The sequence below is a fragment of the Streptomyces sp. AgN23 genome (assembly GCF_001598115.1).
Classification (GTDB): Bacteria; Actinomycetota; Actinomycetes; order Streptomycetales; family Streptomycetaceae; genus Streptomyces; species Streptomyces antimycoticus.
This window is the reverse complement of record NZ_CP007153.1, coordinates 9,068,562-9,093,699: the sequence shown is the minus strand read 5'-3', so window position 1 is coordinate 9,093,699 and position 25,138 is coordinate 9,068,562. Positions and strand designations below refer to the sequence as shown.

Here is a 25,138-nt window from a genome sequence, read left to right as displayed (position 1 = left end):
GCTCATACCTCCATGCCCCCGCCGGGCGGCCCCTGGGACATCAGCCTGCGGACCAGCTCGTCCTCCTCGCGGGCCGCCTCCTCCTCGGTGAGCTCTCCGCTCTCCCGGGCCTCCGCGACCTCTTCCAGCCGTTGCTTGATCACCTCGGGGTCGTACAGCTGCCGATGGGCCTCGTCATGGAGCCGCTCGGCGACCCAGACGACACCTCGCACCGGGGCCAGCGGCAGTGTGGCCAGGCCGGTGAACAGTCCCATGGCTACTCGTCGCCTTCCTCTCCTTCGAACAGTGCGTCAGCTACGAAGTCGTACGGCGCCAGCGGGCCGAGCAGACGCAGCCGGACCCGGCCGTGCCAGTACTCGGCGAGCTCCTCGGCCGCCTCTTCGAACGCCTGCCGCTTCGCGTCCTCCACCAGGAACGAGGCGTTGACCAGCCCTTCGGCGGACGCCGCCTCCTGCGACACCGAGGCCAGCGCGTACGGCCCCAGCCGCCGGTCGAGCTCCAGCGCGTCCACGCTCCGCTTCGCCTCGATGGTCTCCAGGACGAGCCGGCCGAGCTGGATCCGCTGCTCGTACCCCTCTTCCTCCGGCAGCCCCCGCAGCTCCTCGCGGAGCCGTCTGGCCTCGGGCTGTTCGGTCACCACCTCGCGCAGGACCGCGTCCTGTTCGTACCGGGCCCGCACGGTGAGCTGCGAGCGGCCGCGGAGCCGGTCGAAGCCGCGGGCGAAGTCGTCATGCCCCTCGGCCAGCAGCTCGTCGGTCACCGCCGCGGTGTCGCTCACCACGGTGCCGAAGCGGAACGGCAGCACCGGTGGGCCCTGCTCGGCCAGGCTGTCGAGCACCTTGGCGTGGGTGCGCAGATCCTCGGGGGTGCCCAGTGGCTTGCCGACGGGCACCTCGCTGACCACCGCGGCCTGGCCGCGGTGGCGGACCAGGGTCACCGGGGCCTCCGGATCCCCGACGGCGGGGAGGTCCTTGACCGACTCATCGGTCCGGTCGCCCGGGACGACCCCGTAGACATAGCAGGCACGTCCGTCCTCGGCCATCACCGCTCCCGCTCCCTGTGGCTGGTGGAACCCCTCGTGCGCCGGGGCCTGCTCCGCTCCTCGGGCTCGGGCTCCCGGTCCTCGTCGTCATCGTCCTGCAGCAGATCCGAGACCGATTCCTTGACGCCTTCCAGGGCGCCCTTGGTCTTCTTCTTGCCGCCGCCCTCCCGGAGGTCGTCCATGAGGCCGGGCAGGCCGTGGGTCTCGGTGCCGCTGCGGGCGAGGTCGAGTCGGTTGGTCGCCTCGGCGAACCGCAGATACGTGTCCACGCTGGCGACGACGATCCGGGCGTCGATGGTCAAGAGCTCGATGCCCACCAGGGACACCCGCACATACACATCGATGACCAGGCCCTTGTCCAGGATCAGGTCGACCACGTCGACCAGGGCGCTGGAACTCGCCCGGTCCAGATACTGGCTCTGCTGCTGGCGTGCTACGGTCACCGCGCTCACCCGTTCCCGGGGCGGGGTCCGTCAGCGTCGCTCGCGGCGCCGTACGGGCTCCTCGTCCTCCTCGTACTCCTCCTCATAGGCGTCCCGGGGCTCCTCGTCCTCGTCGTCCTCGGGCTCCTCGGGCTCTTCCTCCTCGTCATACTCGTCGCGCTCCTCGCCTTCCTCGCCTTCCTCGCCTTCCTCGCCTTCCTCGCCTTCCTCGCCTTCCTCGCCTTCTTCGCCTTCCTCGGGCTCTTCCTCCTCGGACTCCCGTCCCTCCCGGTCGTCGTCCTCCACGATCTCGCCGTCGCGCACCACACCGCGCCAGCCCACGATCTCGTCGGGGTTGAGCAGCACCTCGCGCATGAGATGACGGCGGAAGTGCTTCATCTCCAGCCGAACCCGGCGGCCCTGGGCGCGCCAGAGGTTCCCGGTGCGCTCCATGAAGCCCTGCGGCCAGTACTCCAGGACGAACAGGATCCGGGTGAGCTCGGGGGCCAGCTCATGGAAGGTGATCGTGCCGTCCACATGGCCCTTGTCGGCCCGTGACGTCCAGATGATCCGCTTGTCGGGCACCTGCTCGACGACCTCGGCCCGCCACTTGCGGTGCGACCAGAAGACCTGGGCCTTCCACTCGGTTTCCGTCCCGACCTCGTCCTCGTCCTCGTTCTGGACGGCCTCGACCTTCTTCATGTACGAGGGGAAGTTCTCCCACTCCGTCCAGAGGTTGTAGGTGAGGGAGAGGGGAGCGCCCACGTCCATCTGCTCCACGATGTTGGTGACCTTGAGCTTCTTGCCGCCCTTGCCGCCACCGTCGCTGTCGCCACCGCCGCCCAGGCCCGGGATCACGCTCTTGACCTTGTCGACGACCTTCTCCTTGACCTGGCCCTTGACTTGGTCCTTGACTTGGTCCTTGGCCGTGTCGACAACCTTCTCCTTGAGCTGCTCCAGCCCGCCCTTCAGCGGTCCCAGCGAGGCCGTCCCGGGGTTCTTGCCCAGGTGGGTGACCGATTCCAGGGCCCGTTCACCCAGCGCCACCAGCAGGCCCTGTGCTTCCTTCACCAGGCGGTCGGTGGGCAGGTCCTTGGAGAGCGCTCCGCGCCCGCCGGTCTGTCCCTTGGGGTTTTCCTCAGCCATGCCCTCACCTCTGGCTTCGCCGCGCGGGCCCATCGGAACCGGTCCGCTTCCTGGCCTGTGCCGGACGGTCGGCCGGCTTGCGCTGCTGCTTGCCGGTGCGCTCACGCGGCTCGCGCTCCTCGCGCTCCTCGCGCTCGTCCGGCTCCTCGTGCTCGTCCGGCTCCTCGTGCTCCCCGGCCGCCTGCTCCTGGCCTTGCGCACCGCCGGTGCGCAGGGTCGAGGCGCGCTGCTCCAGCCGGTCGCTCAGGGCGTCCATGCGCCTACTGGCCGCCGACATGGCCGCCTCCCGCCCCGCGGTGACCAGCCGGCCGCCGATCTCCTGGCCGAGCTTTCCGAACTCGGAGGACTTCAGCTGCTCGGCGCCCGGTGGGCTGATACCGGAGCTGAGGCGCTTGCCCGCGGCGAGACCGGCGAGGCCGAGGACCAGGGTCCCCTTATGGCCGCGCCCGAAGAGATAGCCGCTGACGAAGGCCAGCGCCACCCGGCAGTTCTTCATGATCGCTCCTCCTTCCGGAGCCGAACGAGACAGCCGTTCGGGTACACATCACCAAGTATGGTGCATTTCACCCCATTCAGTGACCTTTTGGGTTATATGGATATCTTCTGGACCACTGAGGGATTGGGGCGCGACCGAGGGGCCGTCAGGCCGCGAGCACCGGATGCAGCACCACCTTGGTGTAGCCCTCCACTCGCCTGTCGAACTTCTCGTACGCCTGCGGGGCCTGGTCCAGCGGGAGTTCATGCGAGACCACGAAGCTGGGCCTGGCGCGGCCCGCGATGATCAGGTCGCGCAACTGGCGGTTGTAGCGCTTGACATTGCACTGGCCCGTGCCCATGCGCTGGCCCTTCTCGAACATCCGGCCGATGGAGACCAGCAGCTGACCGCGTTTGGCGTGCTCGTCGGGGGCGCCGGGGTCGGAGGGGACGTACAGCCCCGGCACGCCGAGCCGTCCGGTCGGCCGCACCGTGTCGACCAGCGAGTTGAGCACCACCGCGGGCTCCTCATGGCCGGCCTCGCGTCCCTGGGCCTGGTAGCCCACCGCGTCGATGCCCTTGTCGGTGCCCTCGCCGCCGGTGCGGTCCATGATCTGCCGCACCGCGTCGTCCTTGCTGAAGTCGATGGGGATGGCGCCGATCTCCTCGGCCTTGGCCAGCCGCTCGGGGACCCGGTCCACCACGAACACCTTGGCGGCGCCGCGCAGCAGCGCGGAGTAGGCGGCCATCAGCCCCACCGGGCCCGCGCCGTAGACGGCCACGCTCTCGCCCGGGGAGACCTCGGCCAGCTCACAACCGTGATAGCCGGTCGGGAAGATGTCGGCGAGCATGACGAAGTCGGTCTCGAACTCCTCGCCCGCGGGCAGCTTCAGGCAGTTGAAGTCGGCGAAGGGCACCCGCAGCCGCTCGGCCTGGCCGCCCGGGTAGGGCCCCATCGCCACATAGCCGTAGGCACCGCCCGCGAAACCGGGGTTGACGGTGAGACAGAAGCCGGTGTCGCCCGCGAGGCAGTTCTTGCAGAATCCGCAGGCCACGTTGAACGGCATGACGACGCGGTCGCCCTTGGACAGCGTGACGACGCCGGGGCCGGTCTCCTCGACGACGCCGAGGTTCTCGTGCCCGAAGACGATGCCGGGCTCGGCCGCCGTACGGCCCTCGTACATATGCAGATCGGAGCCGCAGATAGCGCTGGACGTGACGCGCACGATCACATCGTTCGGATGCTCGATCCGAGGATCGTCGACATCCCTCACCGCCACCGCATAGGGCTTCTCGTAGACGACGGCTTTCACCTGGATCACCTCCGCGTCGGATGCTGACGAGCGGCGGTGGTGGCGGAACAGCGCGGTCCCAGGGTGTCTCGGCCACCACCGGGTACTTCCAGCGAAACGCCGTCGGACGCCCGGCGCAACCGGGTCCCGGCGCGGCCACCCGGCCCCGGGCCCTGCCGGGCGTATTCGACCGTGATCCGGGGCCTACTCGACCGTGATCCAGTCCAGGGTGCGCTGGACGGCCTTCTTCCAGCCCGTGTAGCCCTCCTCCCTGGCCTTCTTGTCCCACTGGGGCTCCCACCGCCGGGACTCGCTCCAGTGGGAGCGCAGCTCATCGGTGTCCCGCCAGAAACCCGTGGCCAGCCCCGCGGCGTAGGCGGCGCCCAGGGCGGTGGTCTCGGCGATGACGGGGCGGCTGACCGGTACGCCCAGCACATCGGCCTGGATCTGCATGCACAGCTCGTTGTCGGTGACCCCGCCGTCCACCCGCAGGACGTCCAGGTGGATGTCGGCGTCCCGCTCCATGGCCTCGACCACATCCCGGCTCTGGTAGCAGATGGCCTCCAGGGTGGCCCGGGCGATATGGCCATTGGTGTTGTAGCGGGTGAGGCCGACGATCGCGCCCCGGGCGTCGGAGCGCCAGTACGGGGCGAAGAGCCCGGAGAAGGCGGGGACGAAGTACACCCCGCCGTTGTCCTCCACGGTGCGGGCGAGCCGCTCGCTCCCGGGGGCGTCGTCGATCATCTTCATCTGGTCGCGCAGCCACTGGACGGCCGAGCCGGTGACGGCGATCGAGCCCTCCAGGGCGTAGACGGGAGGGCTGTCGCCGAACTGGTACGCCACGGTCGTGAGCAGTCCGCTGGTCGAGCGGATCAGCTCCGCTCCGGTGTTGAGCAGCAGGAAGTTACCGGTGCCGTAGGTGTTCTTGGCCTCGCCGGGGGCGAAGCAGACCTGGCCGACCGTGGCCGCCTGCTGGTCGCCGAGGACGCCGGTGATCGGGATGGCGGTGCGCAGTGGGCGGGAGGTGCGGGCCTGGCCGAACGCCTCGGGGTGGGAGGAGGGGTTGATCGTCGGCAGCATCGCCCGCGGAATGCCGAAGATCTCCAGCAGCTCGTCGTCCCAGTCCAGCGTCTCCAGGTTCATCAGCATGGTGCGGCTGGCGTTGGTGACATCGGTGGCGTGGATGCCGGCGCCGGGGCCGCCGGTGAGGTTCCACAGCACCCAGGCGTCGGTGTTGCCGAAGAGGGCGTGGCCGCGCTCGGCGGCCTCGCGGACGCCCTCGACGTTCTCCAGAATCCATTTGATCTTGCCGCCGGAGAAGTAGGTGGCGGGCGGCAGCCCGGCCTTACGGCGGATGATCTCGCCACGGCCGTCCCGTTCGAGGGCGGCGGCGATGGTGTCGGTGCGGGTGTCCTGCCAGACGATGGCGTTGCAGTACGGGCGGCCGTTGCGCGGATCCCAGATCACCGTGGTCTCGCGCTGATTGGTGATGCCGATCGCGGCCAGGTCGGTGGGCGAGAGGCCGCCCGCGCGGAGGGCGTTCTGCATCACGGAGTTGGTGCGCTCGTAGATCTCCACCGGATCGTGCTCGATCCACCCCGCGCGCGGCAGGATCTGGCGGTGCTCGAGCTGGTACCGAGCCACCTCGTCGCCGTCGTGGTTGAAGATCATGAAGCGGGTGCTGGTGGTTCCCTGGTCCACCGCACCGACGAATTCCGGCATGATGCCGCCTCTCGTGGGTGGGGTCCGGCCCCGGATCGGCTATTCGGGGGTGGGGGTGCGGCCCACCTCGGGTTCGGCCACCGGGAGGTAGCGAGCGACCAGGACCTTGTAGAGGGCGGCGCCGATCAGCCCTCCGACCAGCGGGCCCACGATCGGCACCCAGAAGTAGATGTTCCCGAACTGGTCCCGCCAGGCGCTGTGATAGCCGGTGATGTAGCTGGCGAGCCGGGGGCCGAAGTCACGGGCCGGGTTGATGGCGTACCCCGCGTCGGCGCCCCACGCCATGCCGATCGCGACCACGATCAGGCCGATGATGAACGGCCCCAGATTGGCCTTGGGGGCCGAATTCAGCAGATCGGTGACGGCGAAGATGAGCAGTACCAGGATCGCGGTGCCGATGATCTGGTCGCGCAGCGCGCCCCATTCGCTGACCGGAAGGACGCCGTTGCCGGGGAGGGTGGAGAAGACGAACTGGGTCTTGAAGGTGTGCCCCGGGTCGGCGTGGCCCAGCGCCTCGGTGTAGTTCCAGCGCACCAGCAGGGCCCCGACGAACGCGCCGAACGTCTGGGCCCCCACGTAGGGCAGGACCTTGCTCCAGGGGAAGCCCTTGAAGGCCGCCAGCGAGACGGTGACCGCCGGGTTGATATGGGCTCCGCTGAGCCGCGCCGCCACATAGACACCGAAGGTGACGCCCAGGCCCCAGGCCCAGGCGATGGAGTCGTGGTCGCCGAGACCGCCCGGGGGCTTGGTGAGGGCGCCACCGGCCACGACCTGGGCCACCACGCCGCAGCCGAAGAGGATCAGCACCATGGTGCCCGCGAACTCCGCGCACAGCTCGCCGATCAGTATCGACCTCGGACGGTTCGCCTTCGGGTCAGTCATGCGCCCATCCTGGGCGCGCGGCGGCCCGGCGGCCCGTCCTGCTGGGCCGTCCGGGGCATGGACGTCATGGACGGGTCACGAGGCCGGGGCGGCGACGGGGCATGGATCGGTCATGGACGGCGAAACCCGGTCTGTACGGATCAGGGTGCGGCCCTGTACCAAGGTCAGGACACCATCACCCCTCGCCCTCCAGCGGAAACAGGACGACACGGATGCCGACCACCCACGCCCCGACGAACTGGGCCGGGAACATCACGTTCTCCGCCGCCCGGCTGCACCACCCCGACACCGTCGACGAGCTGCGGCGGATCGTCCGCTGCGCCGACCGGGTGCGGGTGCTCGGCACGGGCCACTCCTTCAACCGCATCGCCGACACCGAGGGCGATCTGGTGAACCTGGACCGGCTGCCGCCCCGGGTGGAGATCGACGCCGAAAGGCGCACCGCGACCATCGCGGCCGGGATGCGCTACGCCCATGTGGCCCAGGCCCTGCACGCGGAGGGTCTGGCCCTGGCCAACCTCGCCTCGCTGCCGCACATCACGGTCGCGGGAGCCTGTGCCACCGCCACCCATGGCTCGGGGAGCGCCCAGCAGTGCCTGGCGGCGGCGGTCGCGGGGCTGGAGATCGTCGGCCCCGACGGCGAGGTGACCCGGATAAGCCGGGACGAGGACCGGGACCGGCTGAACGGGGCCGTGGTCGGACTCGGCGGACTGGGCGTCGTCACCGCCATGACGCTGGACATCGAGCCCACCTACGACGTGGCCCAGTGGGTGTGGACCGGGCTTCCGCTGGACCGGCTGGACGACAGCTTCGAGGAGATCTTCGGCGCCGCCTACAGCGTCAGCGTCTTCACCGACTGGCGCTCGGGCGAGGGGGTGGTGTGGCTGAAGTGCCGCACCGATCTGCCCGATCCCCCGGAGCCCGGGCAGCCGTGGCTGGGGGCCGTCCCGGCCGACCGCCACCACCACCCGGTGCCCGCGATGCCGCCGCTGCACTGCACCGAACAGCTGGGCGCGCCGGGGCCGTGGCATGAGCGGCTGCCGCACTTCCGCCCGGACTTCACTCCCAGCAACGGCGATGAGCTGCAGTCGGAGCTGCTGCTGCCGCGCGAGGCCGCCTCGGCGGCGTTCGCCGCGCTGCGCGGCCTCGGCGACCGGATCGCGCCCGTGGTGCAGGTGTCCGAGATCCGTACGGTCGCGGCGGACGAGCTGTGGCTGAGCCCCGCGTACGGCCGGGACAGCGTCGCCTTCCACTTCACCTGGGTCCCCGACCACGAGGCGGTGATCGAGGTGGTGGCCGCCATGGAGGAGGCGCTGCTGCCGCTGGGGGCGCGGCCGCACTGGGGCAAGCTGACGACGGCCGCGCCGGAGCGGGTTCTCGCCTCGTACGACCGGGCCGCCGACTTCGCGCGGCTGCTGGCCGAGCACGACCCGGCGGGGAAGTTCCGCAACGCCTATCTGGACGGCTACTTCCCCGCCGGGTGAGCCCGTCGACCCGCTGGGTGAGAACGTCCGGGCCGGTCCTCAGCCGGTCCAGGACCATTCGGCGACCTCGGGCATATCGGTGCCGTGCTCGCGGATCCAGGCGTGGTGGCGGGTGCGGGCGTCCTGCATCCGCTGCCGTACGCCCACGGCGCGCGCCGCGAGCCCCGGGGTCCGGTCGATGACGTCCATCACCAGCCGGTAGCGGTCCAGGTCGTTGCGGACCACCATGTCGAACGGCGTGGTCGTGGTGCCCATCTCCTTGTAGCCGCGCACATGGAGGTGCGGGTGGACGGCCCGGCGGTAGGACAGCCGGTGCACCAGCCACGGATACCCGTGGTAGGCGAAGATGACCGGTCGGTCGCGGGTGAACAGGGCGTCGAACTCGTGGTCCGGCATCCCGTGCGGATGCTCCTCCTTCGGCAGCAGCCGGGTCATGTCGACGACGTTGACCACGCGCACGGCCACATCGGGCAGATGGCGGCGGAGGATTCCGGCGGCCGCGACGACCTCCTGGGTGGGCACGTCGCCCGCGCCGGCCAGCACCACATCCGGCTCCCCCGCGCCGTTCTCGGTACCGGCCCAGTCCCAGGTCCCGGCGCCGCGGGCGCAGTGGGCACGCGCCTGGTCGAGATCGAGCCAGTCGAAGCAGGGCTGTTTGCCCGCGACGACGACATTGACGTAGTCGCGGGTGCGCAGGATGTGGTCGGCCACGCTGAGCAGGGTGTTGGCGTCCGGCGGCAGATAGACGCGCACCACTTCCGGGCTCTTGTTGAGCACATGGTCGACGAAACCGGGGTCCTGGTGCGAGAAGCCGTTGTGGTCCTGGCGCCACACATGCGAGGTCAGCAGATAGTTGAGGGAGGCCACGGGGCGCCGCCACGGCAGTGCGCGGGACACCTTCAGCCATTTGATGTGCTGGTTGACCATGGAGTCGACGATGTGCACGAACGCCTCGTAGCAGGAGAAGAGGCCGTGCCGCCCGGTCAGCAGATAGCCCTCCAGCCAACCCTGGCAGAGGTGCTCGGAGAGGATCTCCATGACCCGGCCGCTCCGGCTGAGGTGCTCATCGGTGGGCAGGACGGCGTCCTGCCACGCCTTGCCGGTGGCACGGAAGAGGCCCTCCAGCCGGTTGGAGGCGGTCTCGTCGGGGCCGACCACCCTGAAGTCGCGGCGGGCGCCGGTGTCCGCCATGACTTTCTCCAGCAGCCCGCCGAGGACCCGGGTCGGCTCGTGCAGGGTCGCACCGGGCTTGTCCACGGGGACCGCGTACCGCTCCAGGTCGGGCAGGGGCAGCGAGCGCAGCAGCAGCCCGCCGTTGGCGTGCGGATTGGCGCCCAGGCGGCGGTCGCCCTCGGGGACCTCGGCCAGGAGGTGCGGCCGGGGCCGCCCGTCGGCGTCGAAGAGTTCCTCGGGACGGTACGAACGCAGCCAGCGCTCCAGCTGCCGCAGATGCTCCGGGTTCTCCCGGACGCCCGGCAGGGGGACCTGATGGGCGCGCCAGGTGCCCTCCACCGGGAGCCCGTCGACCACCTCGGGCCCGGTCCAGCCCTTGGGCGTACGGAGCACGATCACCGGCCAGCGCGGCCGCTCGGCGAGGCCGTCCTGGCGAGCGGTGCGCTGGAGCAGGGCGATCCGGTCCAGGGCCTCGTCCAGAGCGTGCGCCATGGCCCGGTGCACTGCGAGCGGTTCGTCCCCGACGACGTGGATCGGCTCATGGCCGTACCCCCGCAGCAGCTCGTCGAGTTCGGGCCGGGGCAGCCGCGCCAACACCGTGGGATTGGCGATCTTGTACCCATTGAGGTGGAGGATCGGCAGCACAGCGCCGTCGTGGACGGGGTCCAGGAACTTGTTCGCATGCCAGGAGCCGGCCAGCGGGCCGGTCTCGGCCTCGCCGTCGCCGATGACGCAGGCGACCAGCAGACCGGGGTTGTCCAGCGCGGCCCCGTAGGCGTGGGCGAGGGAGTAGCCGAGTTCGCCGCCCTCGTGGATCGAGCCGGGGGTCTCGGGGGCGACATGGCTGGGCACCCCGCCGGGGAAGGAGAACTGCCGGAAGAGCCGGGCCATGCCCGCCGCGTCCCGGCTGACGTCCGGATAGATCTCGGAGTAGCTGCCGTCCAGCCAGGAGCCGGCGAGCACCGCGGGGCCGCCGTGGCCGGGGCCCCAGACGCAGATGGCGTCCAGGTCGCGGTCCTTGATGACGCGGTTCAGGTGGGTGTGGACGAGGTTGAGGCCGGGCGAGGTGCCCCAGTGGCCCAGCAGCCGGGGCTTGATGTGGTCCGGGCGCAGCGGTTCGGTCAGCAGGGGGTTGGTCACCAGATAGATCTGGCCCGCCGCGAGGTAGTTGGCGGCGCGCCAGTGGGCGTCCAGGGCGCGGATCCGGTCGTCGCCGAGCCCGCTGTCCGGCGAGCCCGTCGAGCTGTCCGGCGAGCCCGCCGTGGTCGGTGCGTCTGGCATGGGCCTCTCTCCTCGTGGTGTCGGTTGCCTTGCCTAACGGTCGCGTTACCTGCCCGCCGGTCGCGCCGCCGGTCGGCCGTTCAGGCCCACTCCGGCACGATCACTACCGGGCAGGGCGCGTGGTGCAGTGCCGCGTGGGCGATGCGGCCGAGCTCCAGCCCCACCGCGTGACCGTGGCCGCGGCGGGCGCCGAGGACCAGCAGATCGGCGGTGGCCGCCGCGTGGAGGAGCGCCTTGCGGGCCGTTCCCTCGACCGTCTCGCGGTCGACGGTGACCTCGGGGCGGTCCCGTTCGGGGGCCCGCAGGGCGTGATCCAGCGTCCGCTCCGCCCGTGCCCAGTGGGCACGTGCCGGGTCCCCCTCCAGCAGCAGCTCATCCGTCACCTCACCGGCCGGGGCGCGCCAGGCGCGTACGGCCTCCAGGGTGCGGCCGCTCACCTCGGCCTCGCGGAAGGCGAACCGGGTCGCGGCCGAGGGGCCGGCCGTCTCGCCCACGCCGAGCACGATCCGGCCGAAGGCGCCGCGCCGGTTGGGCTCGCCGCCGCGTACGACGGTCACCGGGCACGAGGCGCGGGCGGCGACCGCGAGGCTGACCGAGCCGAGGAGCAGCGCGGCGAGTCCGCCGCGGCCGCGGCAGCCGGTGACCAGGCCCGAGGCGTCCCGGCCGGCGCGCAGCAGCGCGGCGACCGGGTCCTCCGGCAGGACCTCGGCGCAGACCTTCACCTCGGGTCCGCCCCGGCGGGCGCGCTCCGCGGCGGAGGCGGCGATCTCCTCGTCCCTGATCAGCTCCCAGGGGCGCGCCGGGTCGGCGGCGGGGGCGATGCCCTCGTACCGCTGCCACAGCGAGGCGTGGATCAGCCGCAGCGGTACGGCGTGCCGGGCCGCCGCGTCCACCGCCCAGTCCACGGCCTGAAGGCTGTGGTGGGAGCCGTCGACGCCCACGACGAGGGGGAGGTCCACCCTTTCCACCACCTTCCGCGCGGCGGCCGCACTGTGCCGACGCCTCTCACTCTCTTCGCCTTCTTCACCCTCGCGGCGTGCGGGGTCCGGCGCGAGGGGCGTTTCGGCCCCGTCGGGGGTCGTTCGGCCCAGGGCGCCCATGCGGGCCGAACGGTCCGCATCGGACCCCGGGCAGCCCAAGAGGGCGGCCGGGTCGCCGTCCCAAGCTGGGACCGGACCGGGGAGGCACGGATGAAGCACCGCAAGATCGGCAACGTGATGACCGACGACGTCGTCCGGGTGAGTTCCATGACCTCGTTCGACGAGGTCGGTGCGCTGCTCTCCCGGCACCGCTTCAACGGGCTGCCCGTGGTGGACGACGACGACAAGGTGGTCGGCATGATCACTGGGACCGATCTCAGCGCACCCGCCCCGACGGCCGGGCAGCTGATGTCGCGACCCGCGGTCACCGTGCGCCCCCAGGACAGCATCGTGGACGCGGCCCGCGCGATGGACCGCCATCGCGTCGAGCGGCTGCCCGTCGTCGACGAGGAGGACCGGCTGATCGGCATCGTCACCCGCCGGGATCTGCTGCGGGTCTTCCTCCGCCCGGACGACGAGATCCGTGCCGAGGTGATCGACGAGGTGCTGGTCCGCTCGCTGTGGCTCGGCCCGCAGTCCGTCGCGGTCACCGTGACCGACGGGATCGTACGGCTGGAGGGCCAACTGGACCGGCACAGCGAGATCCCCATCGCGGTCCGGATGACCGGACAGGTGGACGGCGTGGTGGCCGTGGTCGACCGGCTCACCTACCTCATCGACGACTCCGCCGGCCGGGGAGGTGCGCGGCGATGACCCACCCGGCCAAGCCGGTGCGGGACGGCCGGGTGGTGGTGGGCCTGGACGGCTCGGACAGCGCCTGGGCCGCGCTGGACGGGGCGGTCGCCGAGGCCCGGCGCCGTCACGCCACGCTGGAGATCGTGCACGCCTGGCCGTGGGCGCGGACCGACCCGCTCGCCTTCGACCCGGACAGCGAACCGCGGCGGCCCGCGGTGGAGATCGCCAGGACCGTGCTGCGACTGGCCGTGTCGCGGGCCCAGGAGCAGGATCCCCAGCTGCGGATCGTGCCCACCCTGACGGCGCAGGACGCGGTGCCCGAACTGCTGCGGATCGGCGGGGACGCCGCGCTGATCGTCATCGGCACCCGGGGGCTGGGCGGTTTCACCGGACTGCTGCTCGGCTCGGTCGGGCTCCGGCTGGCCGCCCACACCCGGCGCCCACTCCTGGTGGTACGCGGCGGGCCACCGACGACGTACGGGCTCAAGAGCCACGGCAAGGTGCTGGTCGGGGTGGAGAGCGGTGCGGACGCGGCGGCGGCCCGGTTCGCCTTCGAGGAGGCCAAGCGGCGCCGCGCCCGGCTGCGCGTGCTCTACGCCTGGCCGCGGCCCCGGGTCTTCGCGGGCGATCACGCCCTGCCCGCACGCGAGGTGGTGGCGCTGCGCGCCGAGCGGGAACAGACGGTGGCCTACGACATGGTGGCCGGCCTGCGCGAGGAGTTCGGCCAGCTCCGGATACGCGAGCACACCACCCACACCGCCCCCGCCCAGGCGCTGGTGGAGGCGTCACGAGCGGCCGATGTCCTGGTACTCGCCGTCCACCGGCGAACCCCCCGCCTCGGCATGCAACTCGGCCCGGTCACCCACGCGGCACTCCACCATGCGCACTGCCCGGTGGTGCTGGTGCCGGTGGAGTAGCTCCGGGACGGGACGGGACGGGACCCCAGCGGCTTCCACCGCCGGGCGACGGCCCCGGCGGCGGAGGCCGGGTGACCGGACGGGGCGACCGAGGTCAGCGGCCCGACCGGGCCGCCGCGTCAGGCAGGCAGGCACATCAGGCGACCGTGGCACGCGGGGGTACCGGGCCGCCGAGCCGGGTGGGCAGGTTGGCCCGGCCGGGTTCCGGGGAGTGTTCCGGGCGGTGGAAAGGGCCGGATGACCTGGTCCCTGGGACCTGCCCGGGACCGGTCGGCCCTGTCGGTGGGGGCCCGGTCATGGTCCGCTGGAAATGGCACCGGGGGCATCCGGCAGACGCGGAGAAGCGGACGCACGAGTACCGCGCACCGCGCAATCAGGGCCCGCGAGAAGTGGGCGCCCCCGGCGCCGCGCCTCGTACTGGGCGCCTCCCAGCGGTGGCCGCGGCCGTGGCCACGGGGCTTGGTGCCGCTGCCCTGAGGGCATGCGCGCGGGCCGCGGTCAGGCATGCGGCCGAGCGCGGTCGGACCGTCGGCTGCGGCTGGGCGGACGGCGGCTCGTACGCCCCGGAGATGGGCCGAGGTGCCGAGTGGGTCTGCAGGGAAGGAGGCAGCGATGGCGCGCCCCGTCACCGTCGGACTGGACGGTTCCCCCGAGAGTCTGGCCGCCGCCGGCTGGGCGGCGCATGAGGCTCGTTCGCGCGACGCGCCGCTGCGGCTGGTGAACGCCTGGCCGGGGCCCGATCAGGAGGATCTGGCCCCGGGCCGGGAGGCCGCCTGGCGCCACTGGGCCGAGCGCGCCCTGGGCTCGGCGCGCGCCGAGCTGGACGCCGACCACCCGGACATGGCGATCCTCACCGACCAGATCCCCGGCCGGGCCGCGCCCGTTCTGCTGGCCGAGGCGGAGCGGGCCCAACTGCTCGTGGTGGGGTCCCGCTCGATCGGCGCGGTCGCCGGGTTCTTCCTCGGCTCCGTCGGCCTGGAGCTCGCCGCACGTGCCGTGACCCCCGTGGTCCTGGTGCGGGCGGACGCGCACGAGGACCGGCAGGGCGATGTGGTGGTCGGGGTGGAGCCGGGCGAGCCGGGCGACGACATCCTGGAGTTCGCCTTCGACGCCGCGGCCCGCCGCGCCGGTGTGCTGCGGGCCGTGTACGCCAGCCGGGTCCCCGCCATCCGGGGCGACGCCCCGTGGGTGGTGGACGTGGGGCTGAGCGACGCGCGCGAGGAGTCCGAGCATGCGCTGGGCGAGGTGCTGGCGCCGTGGCGGGACAAGTTCTCCGAGGTGCGGGTCTTCGAGGAGATCGCGTCGGACAGCCCGGCGCGGCAGTTGGTGGGCGTGGCGGCGGGGACGGCGTTGATGGTCGTGGGCCGCGGTCCGCGCCAGGTGGGGTTCGGCCCCCGGCTGGGGCCGGTCACCCAGGCGGTGGCGCACCACGCCGCCTGCCCGGTCGCGATCGTGCCCCAGCGATGAGACCTCGGGGAGCCCGGCCGCCTCACCACACACCGCGCGACCAGGCGGCTGAGAACCACGGCGGAAGCCGAACGCGAACAACCGGAGGAGAGGGAAACGGCCATGAAAGCACTCGTCTTCCACGGGCCGGAGCAGTCCTCCTGGCAGGAGGTGCCCGACCCCGAACTCGAGGCCACCACCGACGCGATCGTCCGGATCGACACCACGACCATCTGCGGCACCGATCTCCATATCCTCCGAGGCGAGCTGCCGGACGTCAGCCCCGGCAGGGTGCTCGGCCACGAGGGGGTCGGCGAGATCGTCGAGACCGGTGCCGATGTCCGCGAGGTCCGGCCCGGCGACCGGGTGCTGCTCTCCTGCATCTCGGCCTGCGGCCACTGCCGCTTCTGCCGGGAGCGCATCTACGGACAGTGCCGTGACGGCGGGGGCTGGATTCTCGGGCGCGTGATCGACGGCACCCAGGCCGAGTACGTCCGGGTGCCGTTCGCCGATCTGTCCACGTATCCGCTGACGGGGGCGGCCGAGGGCCATGACGCCGTGCTGCTGTCGGATGTCTTCCCCACCGCCTACGAGGTGGGCGTCCTCAACGGCCAGGTGGGGCCGGGCGATACGGTCGTGGTGGTGGGCGCCGGGCCGGTCGGGCTGGCCTCGATCGCCACGGCGCACTTCTTCTCCCCCGGCCGGATCATCTCCGTCGATCCGGACCCGGCCCGGCTGGAGGCCGCCAAGCGGGTCGGCGCCGACGCGGTGGCGGATCCCGCCGAGGACCCGGAGCGGCTGGTCGGCGATCTCACCGATGGGCTCGGCGCCGACGTGGTGATCGAGGCCGTCGGGAGCCCGCGGAGCTTCGAGACCTGCACCCGGATGGTGCGGCCGGGCGGCCGGATCGCCAATGTCGGGGTGCACGCCCGGCCCGCGACGCTGCATCTCGAAGAGCTGTGGATCAAGAACCTGACGATCACCACCGGGCTGGTCGACACCTTCTCCACCCCGACCCTGCTCTCCCTGCTGGCAGCCGGGCGGCTGCCGGCGTCCACGCTGATCACCCATCTCTTCGAGCTGGACCAGATGGAGGAGGCGTACGACGTCTTCGCCCGCGCGGCCGACACCGGCGCGATCAAGATCGCGCTCGGCGAGGCCGCCCGTCCACTGGTGGCCCGGGGGACGTGAGCGGGGAGGAGGTGACACGTATGGGAGCGCCGATCGCCGTCGGCGTCGACGGTTTCGCCGAGAGCCCGCCGGCCGCACACTGGGCGGCCCGCGAGGCGCTGCTGCGGGATCTGCGGCTGCGTCTGATCCACGCCTGGAACCCGCCGTCGCCCGAGGCCCCGACCCTCCCCCACGAGGACGATCTGAACTACTGGGCGCAGCGTCTGCTGACCGACCTGGTGGGCGAGTTGCGCGACACCCATCCGGGGCTGCGGGTCTCGGCCGAGCTGGTGCCGCGCGAAACCGTGCCCGCCCTGCTGGACGCGGCCCGGGACGCCGAGATGCTGGTGCTCGGCTCGCGCGGCCGCGGCACCCCCGGCGGCTTTCTGCTCGGCTCGACCGGCCGCCATGTCCTGGCGCACGGGGAACGGCCGGTGGTCATGGTGCACGCCGACGACCGGCCGCTGACCGCCGATGTGACCGTGGGGGTGTGTCTGCGGGGGGCGAACGAGGAGACGCTGCGGTTCGCCTTCGACGCCGCCGCCCGGCGCGGTGGTGCGCTGCGCGCCGTACACGCGGGCGCGGGCGGGCCGGAAAGCGGGGAAGCGGCGGCGGGCGCGCTGGACGCGGCGCTGCGCCCCTGGCGGGAGAAGTACCCCGGGGTACCGGTGGCGGAGGCCCTCACCTCCGAGCGCCCGGCCCTCGGGGTGATGCACACCGCGCCGGGCTCCGGGCTGCTCGTGCTGGGCCGTGCGGAGACGGAGCCGGACCCCGTCCCCCGCCTGGGCTCGGTGATCCAGGCGGCGGTGCACCACGCGCCGTGCCCGGTGGTGGTCGTCCCATGCGGCTGATGTCCGAAGGGAGGCGAGAGTGACGTGTCGGAGGCGATGACCACCGACCTCTACGAGGCGACGATGGCCCTGTCGTATCTGCGCGAGGGCATGACCGGCCCGGCCACCTTCGACCTCTACGCCCGCGGGCTGCCGCCCGAGCGGGGCTTCCTTGTCGCCGCGGGCCTGGAGCCGGCGCTGGACTTTCTGTCCGGCTTCCGCGTGGAGCCCGAGGACGTGGCGGCGTTCGCCGCGGCGATGCACCGTCCGTCCGAGGACCTCGAACCCCTGCTGGGGCTCGGCTTCGACGGCGAGGTGCGGGCGGTGCCCGAGGGGCGGATCGTCCTGGCCGGGGAGCCGCTGCTGGAGCTGACCGCGCCACTGCCGCAGGCCCAGCTGGTCGAGACGTATCTGATGGGGCAGCTGAGCCATCAGACCACCATCGCCTCCAAGGCGGCCCGGTGTGTGCTGGCCGCGGAGGGGCGCCCGGTGGTGGACTTCTCGCTGCGCCGCACCCACGGCCCCTGGGCCGGGATGCAGTCGGCGCGGCTGAGCGCGATGACCGGATTCACGGCGACCAGCAATGTGGCGGCGGCCGCCGCGTACGGGATCGAGGCCAGCGGGACGATGGCGCATGCGTACATCGAGGCGTTCCCGGACGAGGAGACCGCGTTCCGCGCGTTCGCCCGTACCCATCCCGGCCCGGTCACCTTCCTGGTGGACACCTACGACACCGCGACCGGAGTGGCCACCGCGGCCCGGGTGCTGCGCGAGCTGGAATCCGGGCCCAGCGGCGCGATCCGGCTGGACAGCGGCGACCTGGGCGAGCAGGCGGTGCGGGCGCGGAAGATCCTCGACGCGGCGGGGCTGCCCGAGGTGCGGATCGTGGCGAGCGGCGGGCTCGACGAGTACGCCCTGGAGGAGCTGGTCCACGCGGGCGCGCCGATCGATGTCTTCGCCGTGGGCACCCGGATGGGGGTGTCAGCCGACGCCGCCGCCCTCGACACCGCGTACAAGCTGGTCGACTACGACGGGACCCCGGTGATGAAACTGTCCTCGGCCAAGGCCACCGCCCCCGGAACCAAGCAGGTCTGGCGCCGCCCCGGCTACGCCGATGTGATCGGCGAACGCGGCGAGCTTCCGCCCAACGGCGGCACGCCACTGCTGGAGACCGTGATGCGCGAGGGCAGGCGCACCGGAGCCCCCGACACCCTCGACCGCGCGCGGCGGCGGTTCGCCACCGATCTCGCGGGGCTGCCGCCGCACGCCCGGCGGATCCGCCACCCGGTCCCGCCCCGGCCGGCCACCTCCGCCGGACTGGCCGGCCTCGCGGGGCGGGTACGCCACCGGATCGAGCACCGGCTGGCGGCCGACGGCGAGGCGGCCGGAAGACAGGCAGCGTGACCAAGGAGGATGCCGTGCCCCGGAGTGCGCACATTGTGAGCGATGTGATGACCCATACCGTCGTCGCCGTCGGCCGCGAAGCGCCGTTCAAGGAGATCGTCAGAACGCTGGAGCAGTGGAGGGTGAGCGCCCTGCCGGTGCTGGAGGGCGAGGGCCGGGTCATCGGGGTGGTCTCGGAGGCGGATCTGCTGCCCAAGGAGGAGTTCCGCGACAGCGATCCGGCGCGGTCGGCGCAACTGCCCGACCTCCCCGGTATCGCCAAGGCGGGCGCGGTGACGGCCGATGAGCTGATGACGGCCCCCGCCATCACCGTCCACGCGAGCGCGACGCTCGCCGAGGCCGCGCGGATCATGACCCATAAGCGGGTCAAACGGCTCCCGGTGGTGGACGAGGAGGGCCGCCTGGAGGGCATCGTCAGCCGCGCCGACCTGCTGAAGGTGTTTCTGCGGCCGGACAGCGACATCGAGGAGGAGGTGCGCCGCGAGGTGGTGGCCCATCTCTTCCCGGCGGCTGGGGAAACCGTCCGGGTGAGCGTGGACGAGGGCGTGGTCACCCTGACGGGACGGGTCAAGGAGGCCGTTCTCATCCCGGCGGCGGCCCGTCTCATCCGGGCGATCGAGGGCGTGGTCGACTTCGACAACCACCTCACGGCCGGGCCTCATACGGCCCAGCGGCGGTAGGTCTGCGGTGCGGCCCGGCGGGCCGTGCGTGGTCGGGGCCGCGGAACGGGGCGCCCGGCCGCGCCGTCGCGCGGCGGCGTGGCCGGGACCGTCACCGAGGGCGCGCCCGGCACGACGGCGGAGGAGACGTCCCCTACGCCACGTCCCGCGCGGCCGCGCGCACCGCGGCGGCGTTCTGCCCCTGGGCCCTGTCCGGTGGATCTTCGCGGGCCCGCGACGCCTGGCACGGCGCCCCCAGCTACCGCTGGGAGGTGCCCCCGGGCCACGTTGCCGGGATCGTCCGAGGACGACCCGGTACGAGGACGACCCGCCGCCTCGCGATGCTCCCCCGGCTACCGCTGGGAGGTGCCCCCCGCACCGGACGCCGCGGGCCCCGCGGCGGCAGCCGCTGATGTCACAGGCGCGAAGATCCACCCGACAGGGCCCAGGCGGCTCAGCGGCGCGCGACGCCCGCCAGCAACCGCTGGGGAGATCCGCCGCCGGATGCCGCCCGGCGGCGTCCCGCCGGTGCCACACGCGCCAAGACCGGCCGGCCACCGCGGTTGGTGACCGGGCCTCGCCGGATACGGCGGCCCAGCGCCGCTGGGAAGCGCCCGGGTCCCGGATGCCACAGGCCCGGGCAGCGCCGGCCGCGGTGCCGCACACCCGAAAGACCCGCCGGACACGGGCGCCACGGGACCGCTCGTCACCGGATGTGGCGGCTCCAGCGGGGGCCGACCTCGGCCCAGGCGCGGCCCCATTCCTGGGTGCGGGCGCGGTCCAGGCGCCAGCGGGCCACCCCGCGTCCGGCCAGCGAGATCGCGCCCACGCCCGCCGCGGCCGACGTCCCGGCGAGCACCGCGCGGGTGGCGATCTGCTCGGGGGTGGGCGGCCGCTGGACGAGGCGGCCCCGGTCATCGGTCCAGACCTCGGTGGCGGTGCCCGCCTTGCTGCCGTCGTGGACCCGGGCCGTGCCGGTGTGGACGGTGCCGTCCGGGCCGGTCCACCGGACGATCGCGCGCACCTGGCCGGTGGTGGACCCGTCGCCGGCGGGCTGCGCGACGGGCGCGTCCTCCTTCAGGACCGCGGGCACCCGGTGCCGGTCCGCCCGCTCCTGCCGCAGCGACGTGTCCACGGCGGTGCCCGCGGCCACCCCCGCCACCGGGCCGCCGACCGCCATCACCAGGCCGGTGACCAGCACGACCCACGCCTCGATCACATCCGAGCGGCGTCTGAGCGGATTGCGATGCCACCGCCATGTCCGCCGCCCCCGCACTTCCGTGCCCATGTCGCGACCGTCCCACGCGCGGGGAGGGTGGGACGAGGGCCGGGCAGCCCCCTTGGGGGCCCGTTCGGCCCTGGTACCGCCCTGACCTGCTGCGCCACGATTCCCACCGGGGGCAGGGCAGACGGCGGACGAACAGTGCGAGAGCCCATGACCGAGACACGAGCGACACCGGCGACACCGATCAGGGTGTTCGTACTCGACGACCACGAGGTCGTCCGGCGCGGACTGCACGATCTCCTGGACGCCGAACCGGACATCGAGGTGGTCGGCGACGCGGGAACCGTGGACCACGCGCTGGCCCGGGGCCCGGCGCTGCGACCCGATGTGGCCATCCTGGACGTCCGGCTGCCGGACGGGGACGGCATCACGGTCTGCCGTGAGCTGCGCTCCCGGATGCCGGATCTGGCCTGTCTGATGCTGACCTCGTTCGACGACGACGATGCTCTGCTGGACGCGATCATGGCCGGGGCGGCGGGCTACGTGCTCAAGCAGATCAAGGGGTCGGACCTGGTCTCGGCGGTGCGGACCGTCGCCTCCGGTCAGTCGATGCTGGACCCGGCCACCACCGCCCGGCTGATGAGCACCCTGCGGGGCGACACCGCCCCACAGGAGCCCAGGGACGAGGTGCTGGCCGGGCTGTCCCCGCGCGAGCGGGAAATCCTGGTGCTGGTCGGCGACGGGCTCACCAATCGGCAGATCGGCAAGCGGCTCTTCCTGTCCGAGAAGACGGTCAAGAACCACATCTCCCGGCTGCTGGCCAAGCTGGGCGTGGAGCGCCGTATCCAGGCGGCGGTGCTGGCGACCCACTCGGCCCCGCCCCCCGCCGACGACCATCCGGGATGCCCCGGGCCCGGAGCCGCGGAAACCCGTCCGTAGCCCTCGACTGCCCCCATCCTGACGGCCCACCACCACTGATGGCCCACCGGCGAGGAGACCCCATGCAGCCCGCGATGCTCGACGCGGCGATCCTGGAGAAGCTCATCTCCGCGGCCGTGGCCGCCCCGTCGATGCACAACACCCAGCCGTGGCGCTACCGGCTGAACCCCGACACCGTCACGCTGGAGGTCCGGGCCGCCCCCGAGCGGGCGCTGCGGTACGCCGATCCGATGGGCCGGGCGCTGAGCGTCTCCGCCGGGGCCGCCGTGTTCAATCTGCGGGTCGCCGTGGCCCATTTCGGCTGGGACCCGGTGGTCCGGCTGCTGCCGTACCGGTCACAGCCCGATCTGCTGGCCACGGTGCGCCTGGCCGCGTCGCCCCACGACGGCGCCGGGCGCGAGGCCCCGCACCACGGCGAGCGGCACGATGCCCCGCACGGCGCCCCGGACCACGATCTGTACGACGTCATCTGGCGGCGGCACAGCAGCCGCTCCCCCTTCTCCGGGCGCCGGCTGCCGCCACGGGTGCTGTGCGAACTGACGGAGGCCGCGCGGGCACACGGGGCCACGCTGTGGCTGGCGGGCCCCGAGGAGACCTCACGGCTGCTGCGGCTGACCGCCGAGGCGGAACGGCGCGCCTCGGGGGATCCGCGCCGGCTCGCCGAGAGCCGCGACTGGGTCCGCGACACCGGGCCGTACGGCATCCCGGCCGCCGCCCTCGGGCCGCGGGACGTCACCGGGCGGCTGCCGATGCGCGACTACCTCGGTCCGGGGCCGGACGGCCGCCGGGGCGGTGATGCGCCCGCCGCGGCGTTCGAGAGCCATCCGGCCATCGCCGTGCTGGCCACGGACCAGGACCGGCGCACCGACTGGCTGCGGGCCGGGCAGGCGCTGGAACACGTACTGCTGCTGGCGACCTCGTACACGGTCCGGGCCTCCCTGCTGCACCAGGCGCTGGAGTGGCCTGACCTGCGGTGGTCGCTGAGCGACGCCCACCGGACGCCGGGCCATGTGCAGATGCTGATCCGGCTGGGTTACGGACCGGTCGGGCCGGCCACTGCGCGCAGCGGGGCGGCCGAGACCCTGGACGGGGGCCGCTGAGGCGGCACGGCCAGGGCGACACGCCCCCCACCGCCCCTGCAACGGACACGCCCACCCCCTACGCCCACCGCCTACGCCTACCGCTCCGGCAGCGGTACGCGCCACACCAGGCGGGTGCCGCCGCCCGGCGGCTCGGCGAGCTCCAGCTCACCGCCGAGTTTCTCGGCGCGCTCGGCCATGTTGCGCAGTCCGCTGCGACGGCCGCCCTCGGGGATGCCCATCCCGTTGTCCGTGACCATGAGGGTCAGTCGCCCGGCCGCCACGACCAGCGAGATCTCGGCGGCGTCGGCCCGTGCGTGCCGGGCGATGTTCGACATCGCCTCGGCCAGGACGGCGACCATGTCGTCCGCGACGGTGCGCGGCACATCGGTGTCGACCAGGCCCTCGGTGCGCAGCGAGGGGGTGAAGCCGAGCGCGGGCACGGCCTCCTCGATGGTCTTGGCGGTACGGACCCGCAGCCCCTGGACGGCGGGGCCCGCCTCGTGCGAGCGCAGCCCGAAGATCGTCGAGCGGATGATCTTGATGGTGTCGTCGAGGTCGTCCACCACCCGCAGCAGCCGTTCGGAGCCCTCCGGGTGCTGGACGAAGCGCAGGGTGGACTGCAGCGTCATCCCGGCGGCGAAGAGCCGCTGGATGGCCAGGTCGTGCAGATCGCGGGCGATCCGGTCGCGGTCCTCGAGCAGCGCGAACTGCTCCGCGTCGCGCCGCCGCTCGGCCAGTTTCATCGCGATGGCCGCCTGGCCCGCGAAGCCCAGCAGGGTGTCGGTCTCGATCTGGGTGAAGGCGGGGCTGTCCGCCATGCGGGCCAGCGAGAGCACTCCGCCCACCCCGTCGCTCGTCCGCATCGGCACCGCGACGGCCGGGCCGAGCCCCTCCCAGCGCTGCGGGCCGACGGTGATCCGCGGGTCGTTCTGGACGTCGGTGCTGGTCACCGGCTCGGAGGCGGTGAAGGCCGCACCGCCGAAGGTGCCCCGGCGGGGCAGCACCAGACCGCGGTGGGCCTCGGCATCGGTCCCCGCCGCCAGTGCGACCTGCAGTTCGTCGGTGCCGGCCACCGGCAGCATCAGCACGCCCAGATCGGCGGAGAGGATCCGGCGGGCATGCTCGACGATCAGCTCCAGGACCCGGGTCTCGTCCACTCCGGACAGCAGGCTGTGGGTGACCTCGGCATTAGCCTCCAGCCAGCGCTGGCGGTGCCGGGCCTCCTCGTACAGCCGGGCGTTCTCGATGGCCACTCCGGCGGCCACGGCGAGGGTGGACAGCACCGTCTCGTCCTCGCCGTCGAACTCCTTACCGCCGCGCTTCTCGGTGAGATAGAGGTTGCCGAAGACCTCGTCGCGCACCCGGATGGGCACCCCGAGGAAGGAGCCCATCGGCGGATGGTTCGGCGGAAAGCCGTAGGAGGCCGGATGCTCCGAGAGCTCGCCGGGCCGCAGCGGCTGGGGGTGGCGGATCAGCTCCCCCAGGAGGCCGTGGCCGGACGGCAGATGCCCGATCGCCTCGATCCGGTCCTTGTCGATGCCCACCGGCAGGAATTCGGCCAGCCGCTGGTCCTCGCCGATCACCCCCAGCGCACCGTATTCGGCGTCCACGAGCACCACGGCGGCCTCGACGATCCTCCGCAGCACATGCGAAAGATCCAGCTCCCGGCCCACCGACAGGACGGCTTCCAGCAGGCTGTGCACCCGGTCCTGGGTGCCGCGCACCCCGTCGATGCGCAGTTGCAGCTCCTCCAGCAGCTCGTCCAGCCGCAGCTGGGGCAGGGACCCCGTACTCCTCGCGCTCTCCATACCCACGGCGCCTCCGTCGGCCTCACCGCGCCCGGCGCGGCATTCCGCACGGCCCTCACTCTCTTCACGGTAGCCGCGCCCGGCCGACGGTGAGTCGGTCGGACCATCTTGGCGCGAGAGGACACGTTGGCTCATGTGCGGCCCTGTTCACTCTGGAGCGTTTTCCACACCCATAAAAGGGTGGACCACCAGATGTCCCGACGCCTCCGTGGTCGTCTCCTCCTCCCCCGCTTCTCCCGGCCACCCCGGCCGCCCCGGATATCCCGGCTCGCCGCCTTCGCCCTGGCCCTCGCGCTCGCCGCCCCCCGCCGCCCCGGCGGCAGCGGCGAACCCCACCGGTCCGCCCGCGGATGTCTACAAGCTGCTGGAGGACCCGGATGCGGAACGGGAGGAACGGGGTGACCTGAGGGCGGACGGCCGCGGGCCCCCGGTCACGCGCCCCCGGGGCCCGCGCCGTCCGTCCGGTCCCCGGCCCCCGCGCCGTCCGTCCCCTGGAGCAGTTCCTCGAGCCGGTCCAGGAAGACCCGCTGCTTCGTCACGATCTTCCGGCGGGCCTCGTCCGGGCCGAACCAGGCGACCCGGTCGATCTCGGGGAACTCCCGCGTTCGGCCGGACCCCTTCGGCCACTCCATCGTGAACGTGCCGGGTGTGATCCGCGCCGGGTCAAGATCGCCCGCGAGCGCCCAGACGGTGACCTCCTTGCCCCCGGTCTGCGTCACGGAGCCGAGCGGAATCGGCTCGCCGCCGGGCGGGGGTACGCCGAGTTCCTCCTCGAACTCCCGGCGCGCGGCGGCCTCCGGGGTCTCGTCCTCGTCGTACTCCCCCTTGGGCACGGTCCAGGCGCCCGCGTCCTTGGTGGCCCAGAACGGGCCTCCCATATGGGCGAGCAGCACCTCGGTGGCCGGGCCCGCACCGCGGTACAGCAGGAGTCCGGCGCTGCGCTTACGCGTCACAGCGACCAGTGT

At 72.8% G+C, this 25,138-nt stretch carries 23 protein-coding genes; 10 read left to right on the top strand and 13 right to left on the bottom strand.

All coding sequences use genetic code 11. The annotated features are described in order from the left end of the window. Positions 1-2: 2 nt before the first annotated feature. From AS97_RS39470 to AS97_RS39435, 8 genes are all read right to left on the bottom strand, one after another. A complete protein-coding gene (locus AS97_RS39470) occupies positions 3-254 on the bottom strand; it encodes a gas vesicle protein GvpG (protein ID WP_059146109.1) in 252 nt (83 codons plus the stop codon). A 2-nt stretch (positions 255-256) separates the two neighbouring features. Beyond that, the gene (locus AS97_RS39465) at positions 257-1,042 is read right to left on the bottom strand and encodes a GvpL/GvpF family gas vesicle protein (RefSeq protein ID WP_059146110.1); all 786 of its coding nucleotides are present in this window, start codon (positions 1,040-1,042) and stop codon (positions 257-259) included. Next, positions 1,042-1,485 (bottom strand): gas vesicle protein GvpJ, encoded by a 444-nt coding sequence (gene gvpJ, locus AS97_RS39460; RefSeq protein WP_079059559.1) that lies wholly within the window; start codon positions 1,483-1,485, stop codon positions 1,042-1,044. Before gvpJ ends, AS97_RS39465 begins: the two co-directional genes overlap by 1 nt. A gap of 30 nt (positions 1,486-1,515) precedes the next feature. Beyond that, a complete protein-coding gene (locus tag AS97_RS39455) occupies positions 1,516-2,610 on the bottom strand; it encodes an SRPBCC family protein (RefSeq protein WP_210566581.1) in 1,095 nt (364 codons plus the stop codon). Positions 2,611-2,614: 4 nt separating this feature from the next. Continuing rightward, the gene (locus tag AS97_RS39450; protein ID WP_210566580.1) at positions 2,615-3,106 is read right to left on the bottom strand and encodes a hypothetical protein; all 492 of its coding nucleotides are present in this window, start codon (positions 3,104-3,106) and stop codon (positions 2,615-2,617) included. A gap of 145 nt (positions 3,107-3,251) precedes the next feature. Continuing rightward, on the bottom strand, positions 3,252-4,397 hold the full coding sequence (locus AS97_RS39445) for a glutathione-independent formaldehyde dehydrogenase (RefSeq protein ID WP_086705933.1): 1,146 nt from the start codon (positions 4,395-4,397) through the stop codon (positions 3,252-3,254). Positions 4,398-4,580: 183 nt separating this feature from the next. Then, entirely contained in the window at positions 4,581-6,098 is a 1,518-nt protein-coding gene (glpK, locus tag AS97_RS39440; protein ID WP_125755502.1) for a glycerol kinase GlpK, read from the bottom strand. A 39-nt stretch (positions 6,099-6,137) separates the two neighbouring features. Beyond that, positions 6,138-6,980 carry an MIP/aquaporin family protein gene (locus AS97_RS39435; RefSeq protein ID WP_059146113.1) on the bottom strand — a complete coding sequence of 281 codons (843 nt, stop codon included), beginning with the start codon at positions 6,978-6,980 and terminating at the stop codon, positions 6,138-6,140. A gap of 212 nt (positions 6,981-7,192) precedes the next feature. Between AS97_RS39435 and AS97_RS39430 the strand changes: the two genes are divergently transcribed. Beyond that, positions 7,193-8,464, top strand: a complete 1,272-nt coding sequence (locus AS97_RS39430) for an FAD-binding protein (RefSeq protein ID WP_210566579.1) — start codon at positions 7,193-7,195, stop codon at positions 8,462-8,464. Positions 8,465-8,503: 39 nt separating this feature from the next. On the opposite strand, the gene AS97_RS39425 is transcribed toward AS97_RS39430, so the two are convergent. Further along, positions 8,504-10,918: a phosphoketolase family protein gene (locus tag AS97_RS39425; protein ID WP_210566578.1), complete on the bottom strand. Its 2,415-nt coding sequence runs from the start codon at positions 10,916-10,918 to the stop codon at positions 8,504-8,506. A gap of 80 nt (positions 10,919-10,998) precedes the next feature. Then, positions 10,999-11,877, bottom strand: coding sequence for a universal stress protein (locus AS97_RS39420; RefSeq protein WP_059146116.1), 879 nt, complete (start codon positions 11,875-11,877; stop codon positions 10,999-11,001). Between the two features lie 231 nt (positions 11,878-12,108). Between AS97_RS39420 and AS97_RS39415 the strand changes: the two genes are divergently transcribed. From AS97_RS39415 to AS97_RS39385, 7 genes are all read left to right on the top strand, one after another. Next, on the top strand, positions 12,109-12,711 hold the full coding sequence (locus tag AS97_RS39415) for a CBS domain-containing protein (protein ID WP_059146212.1): 603 nt from the start codon (positions 12,109-12,111) through the stop codon (positions 12,709-12,711). Further along, complete coding sequence (locus AS97_RS39410; RefSeq protein ID WP_059146117.1) at positions 12,708-13,610, top strand: universal stress protein; 903 nt, start codon at positions 12,708-12,710, stop codon at positions 13,608-13,610. Before AS97_RS39415 ends, AS97_RS39410 begins: the two co-directional genes overlap by 4 nt. 612 nt (positions 13,611-14,222) lie before the next feature. Then, a complete protein-coding gene (locus AS97_RS39405) occupies positions 14,223-15,077 on the top strand; it encodes a universal stress protein (protein ID WP_059146118.1) in 855 nt (284 codons plus the stop codon). A gap of 102 nt (positions 15,078-15,179) precedes the next feature. Further along, on the top strand, positions 15,180-16,247 hold the full coding sequence (locus tag AS97_RS39400) for an alcohol dehydrogenase catalytic domain-containing protein (RefSeq protein WP_210566577.1): 1,068 nt from the start codon (positions 15,180-15,182) through the stop codon (positions 16,245-16,247). 20 nt (positions 16,248-16,267) lie between these two features. Then, on the top strand, positions 16,268-17,077 hold the full coding sequence (locus AS97_RS39395) for a universal stress protein (protein WP_210566576.1): 810 nt from the start codon (positions 16,268-16,270) through the stop codon (positions 17,075-17,077). A 24-nt stretch (positions 17,078-17,101) separates the two neighbouring features. Beyond that, positions 17,102-18,460 carry a nicotinate phosphoribosyltransferase gene (locus AS97_RS39390; RefSeq protein WP_059146121.1) on the top strand — a complete coding sequence of 453 codons (1,359 nt, stop codon included), beginning with the start codon at positions 17,102-17,104 and terminating at the stop codon, positions 18,458-18,460. A gap of 14 nt (positions 18,461-18,474) precedes the next feature. After that, positions 18,475-19,140: a CBS domain-containing protein gene (locus AS97_RS39385; RefSeq protein ID WP_059146213.1), complete on the top strand. Its 666-nt coding sequence runs from the start codon at positions 18,475-18,477 to the stop codon at positions 19,138-19,140. A gap of 685 nt (positions 19,141-19,825) precedes the next feature. On the opposite strand, the gene AS97_RS39380 is transcribed toward AS97_RS39385, so the two are convergent. Further along, positions 19,826-20,407 carry a hypothetical protein gene (locus AS97_RS39380; RefSeq protein WP_063804925.1) on the bottom strand — a complete coding sequence of 194 codons (582 nt, stop codon included), beginning with the start codon at positions 20,405-20,407 and terminating at the stop codon, positions 19,826-19,828. A gap of 147 nt (positions 20,408-20,554) precedes the next feature. Here AS97_RS39380 and AS97_RS39375 point away from each other — a divergent pair, with 147 nt between their 5' ends. Together AS97_RS39375 and AS97_RS39370 are read left to right on the top strand one after the other, a co-directional pair. Next, positions 20,555-21,283 (top strand): response regulator transcription factor, encoded by a 729-nt coding sequence (locus AS97_RS39375; RefSeq protein WP_125755485.1) that lies wholly within the window; start codon positions 20,555-20,557, stop codon positions 21,281-21,283. Between the two features lie 62 nt (positions 21,284-21,345). After that, on the top strand, positions 21,346-22,383 hold the full coding sequence (locus tag AS97_RS39370) for a hypothetical protein (protein ID WP_059146124.1): 1,038 nt from the start codon (positions 21,346-21,348) through the stop codon (positions 22,381-22,383). Positions 22,384-22,460: 77 nt separating this feature from the next. Here AS97_RS39370 and AS97_RS39365 read toward each other — a convergent pair whose 3' ends face one another. Next, positions 22,461-24,173, bottom strand: a complete 1,713-nt coding sequence (locus AS97_RS39365; protein WP_210566575.1) for a GAF domain-containing protein — start codon at positions 24,171-24,173, stop codon at positions 22,461-22,463. Positions 24,174-24,604: 431 nt separating this feature from the next. After that, positions 24,605-25,126, bottom strand: coding sequence for an NUDIX domain-containing protein (locus tag AS97_RS39360; protein WP_210566574.1), 522 nt, complete (start codon positions 25,124-25,126; stop codon positions 24,605-24,607). Between the last annotated feature and the right edge of the window lie 12 nt (positions 25,127-25,138).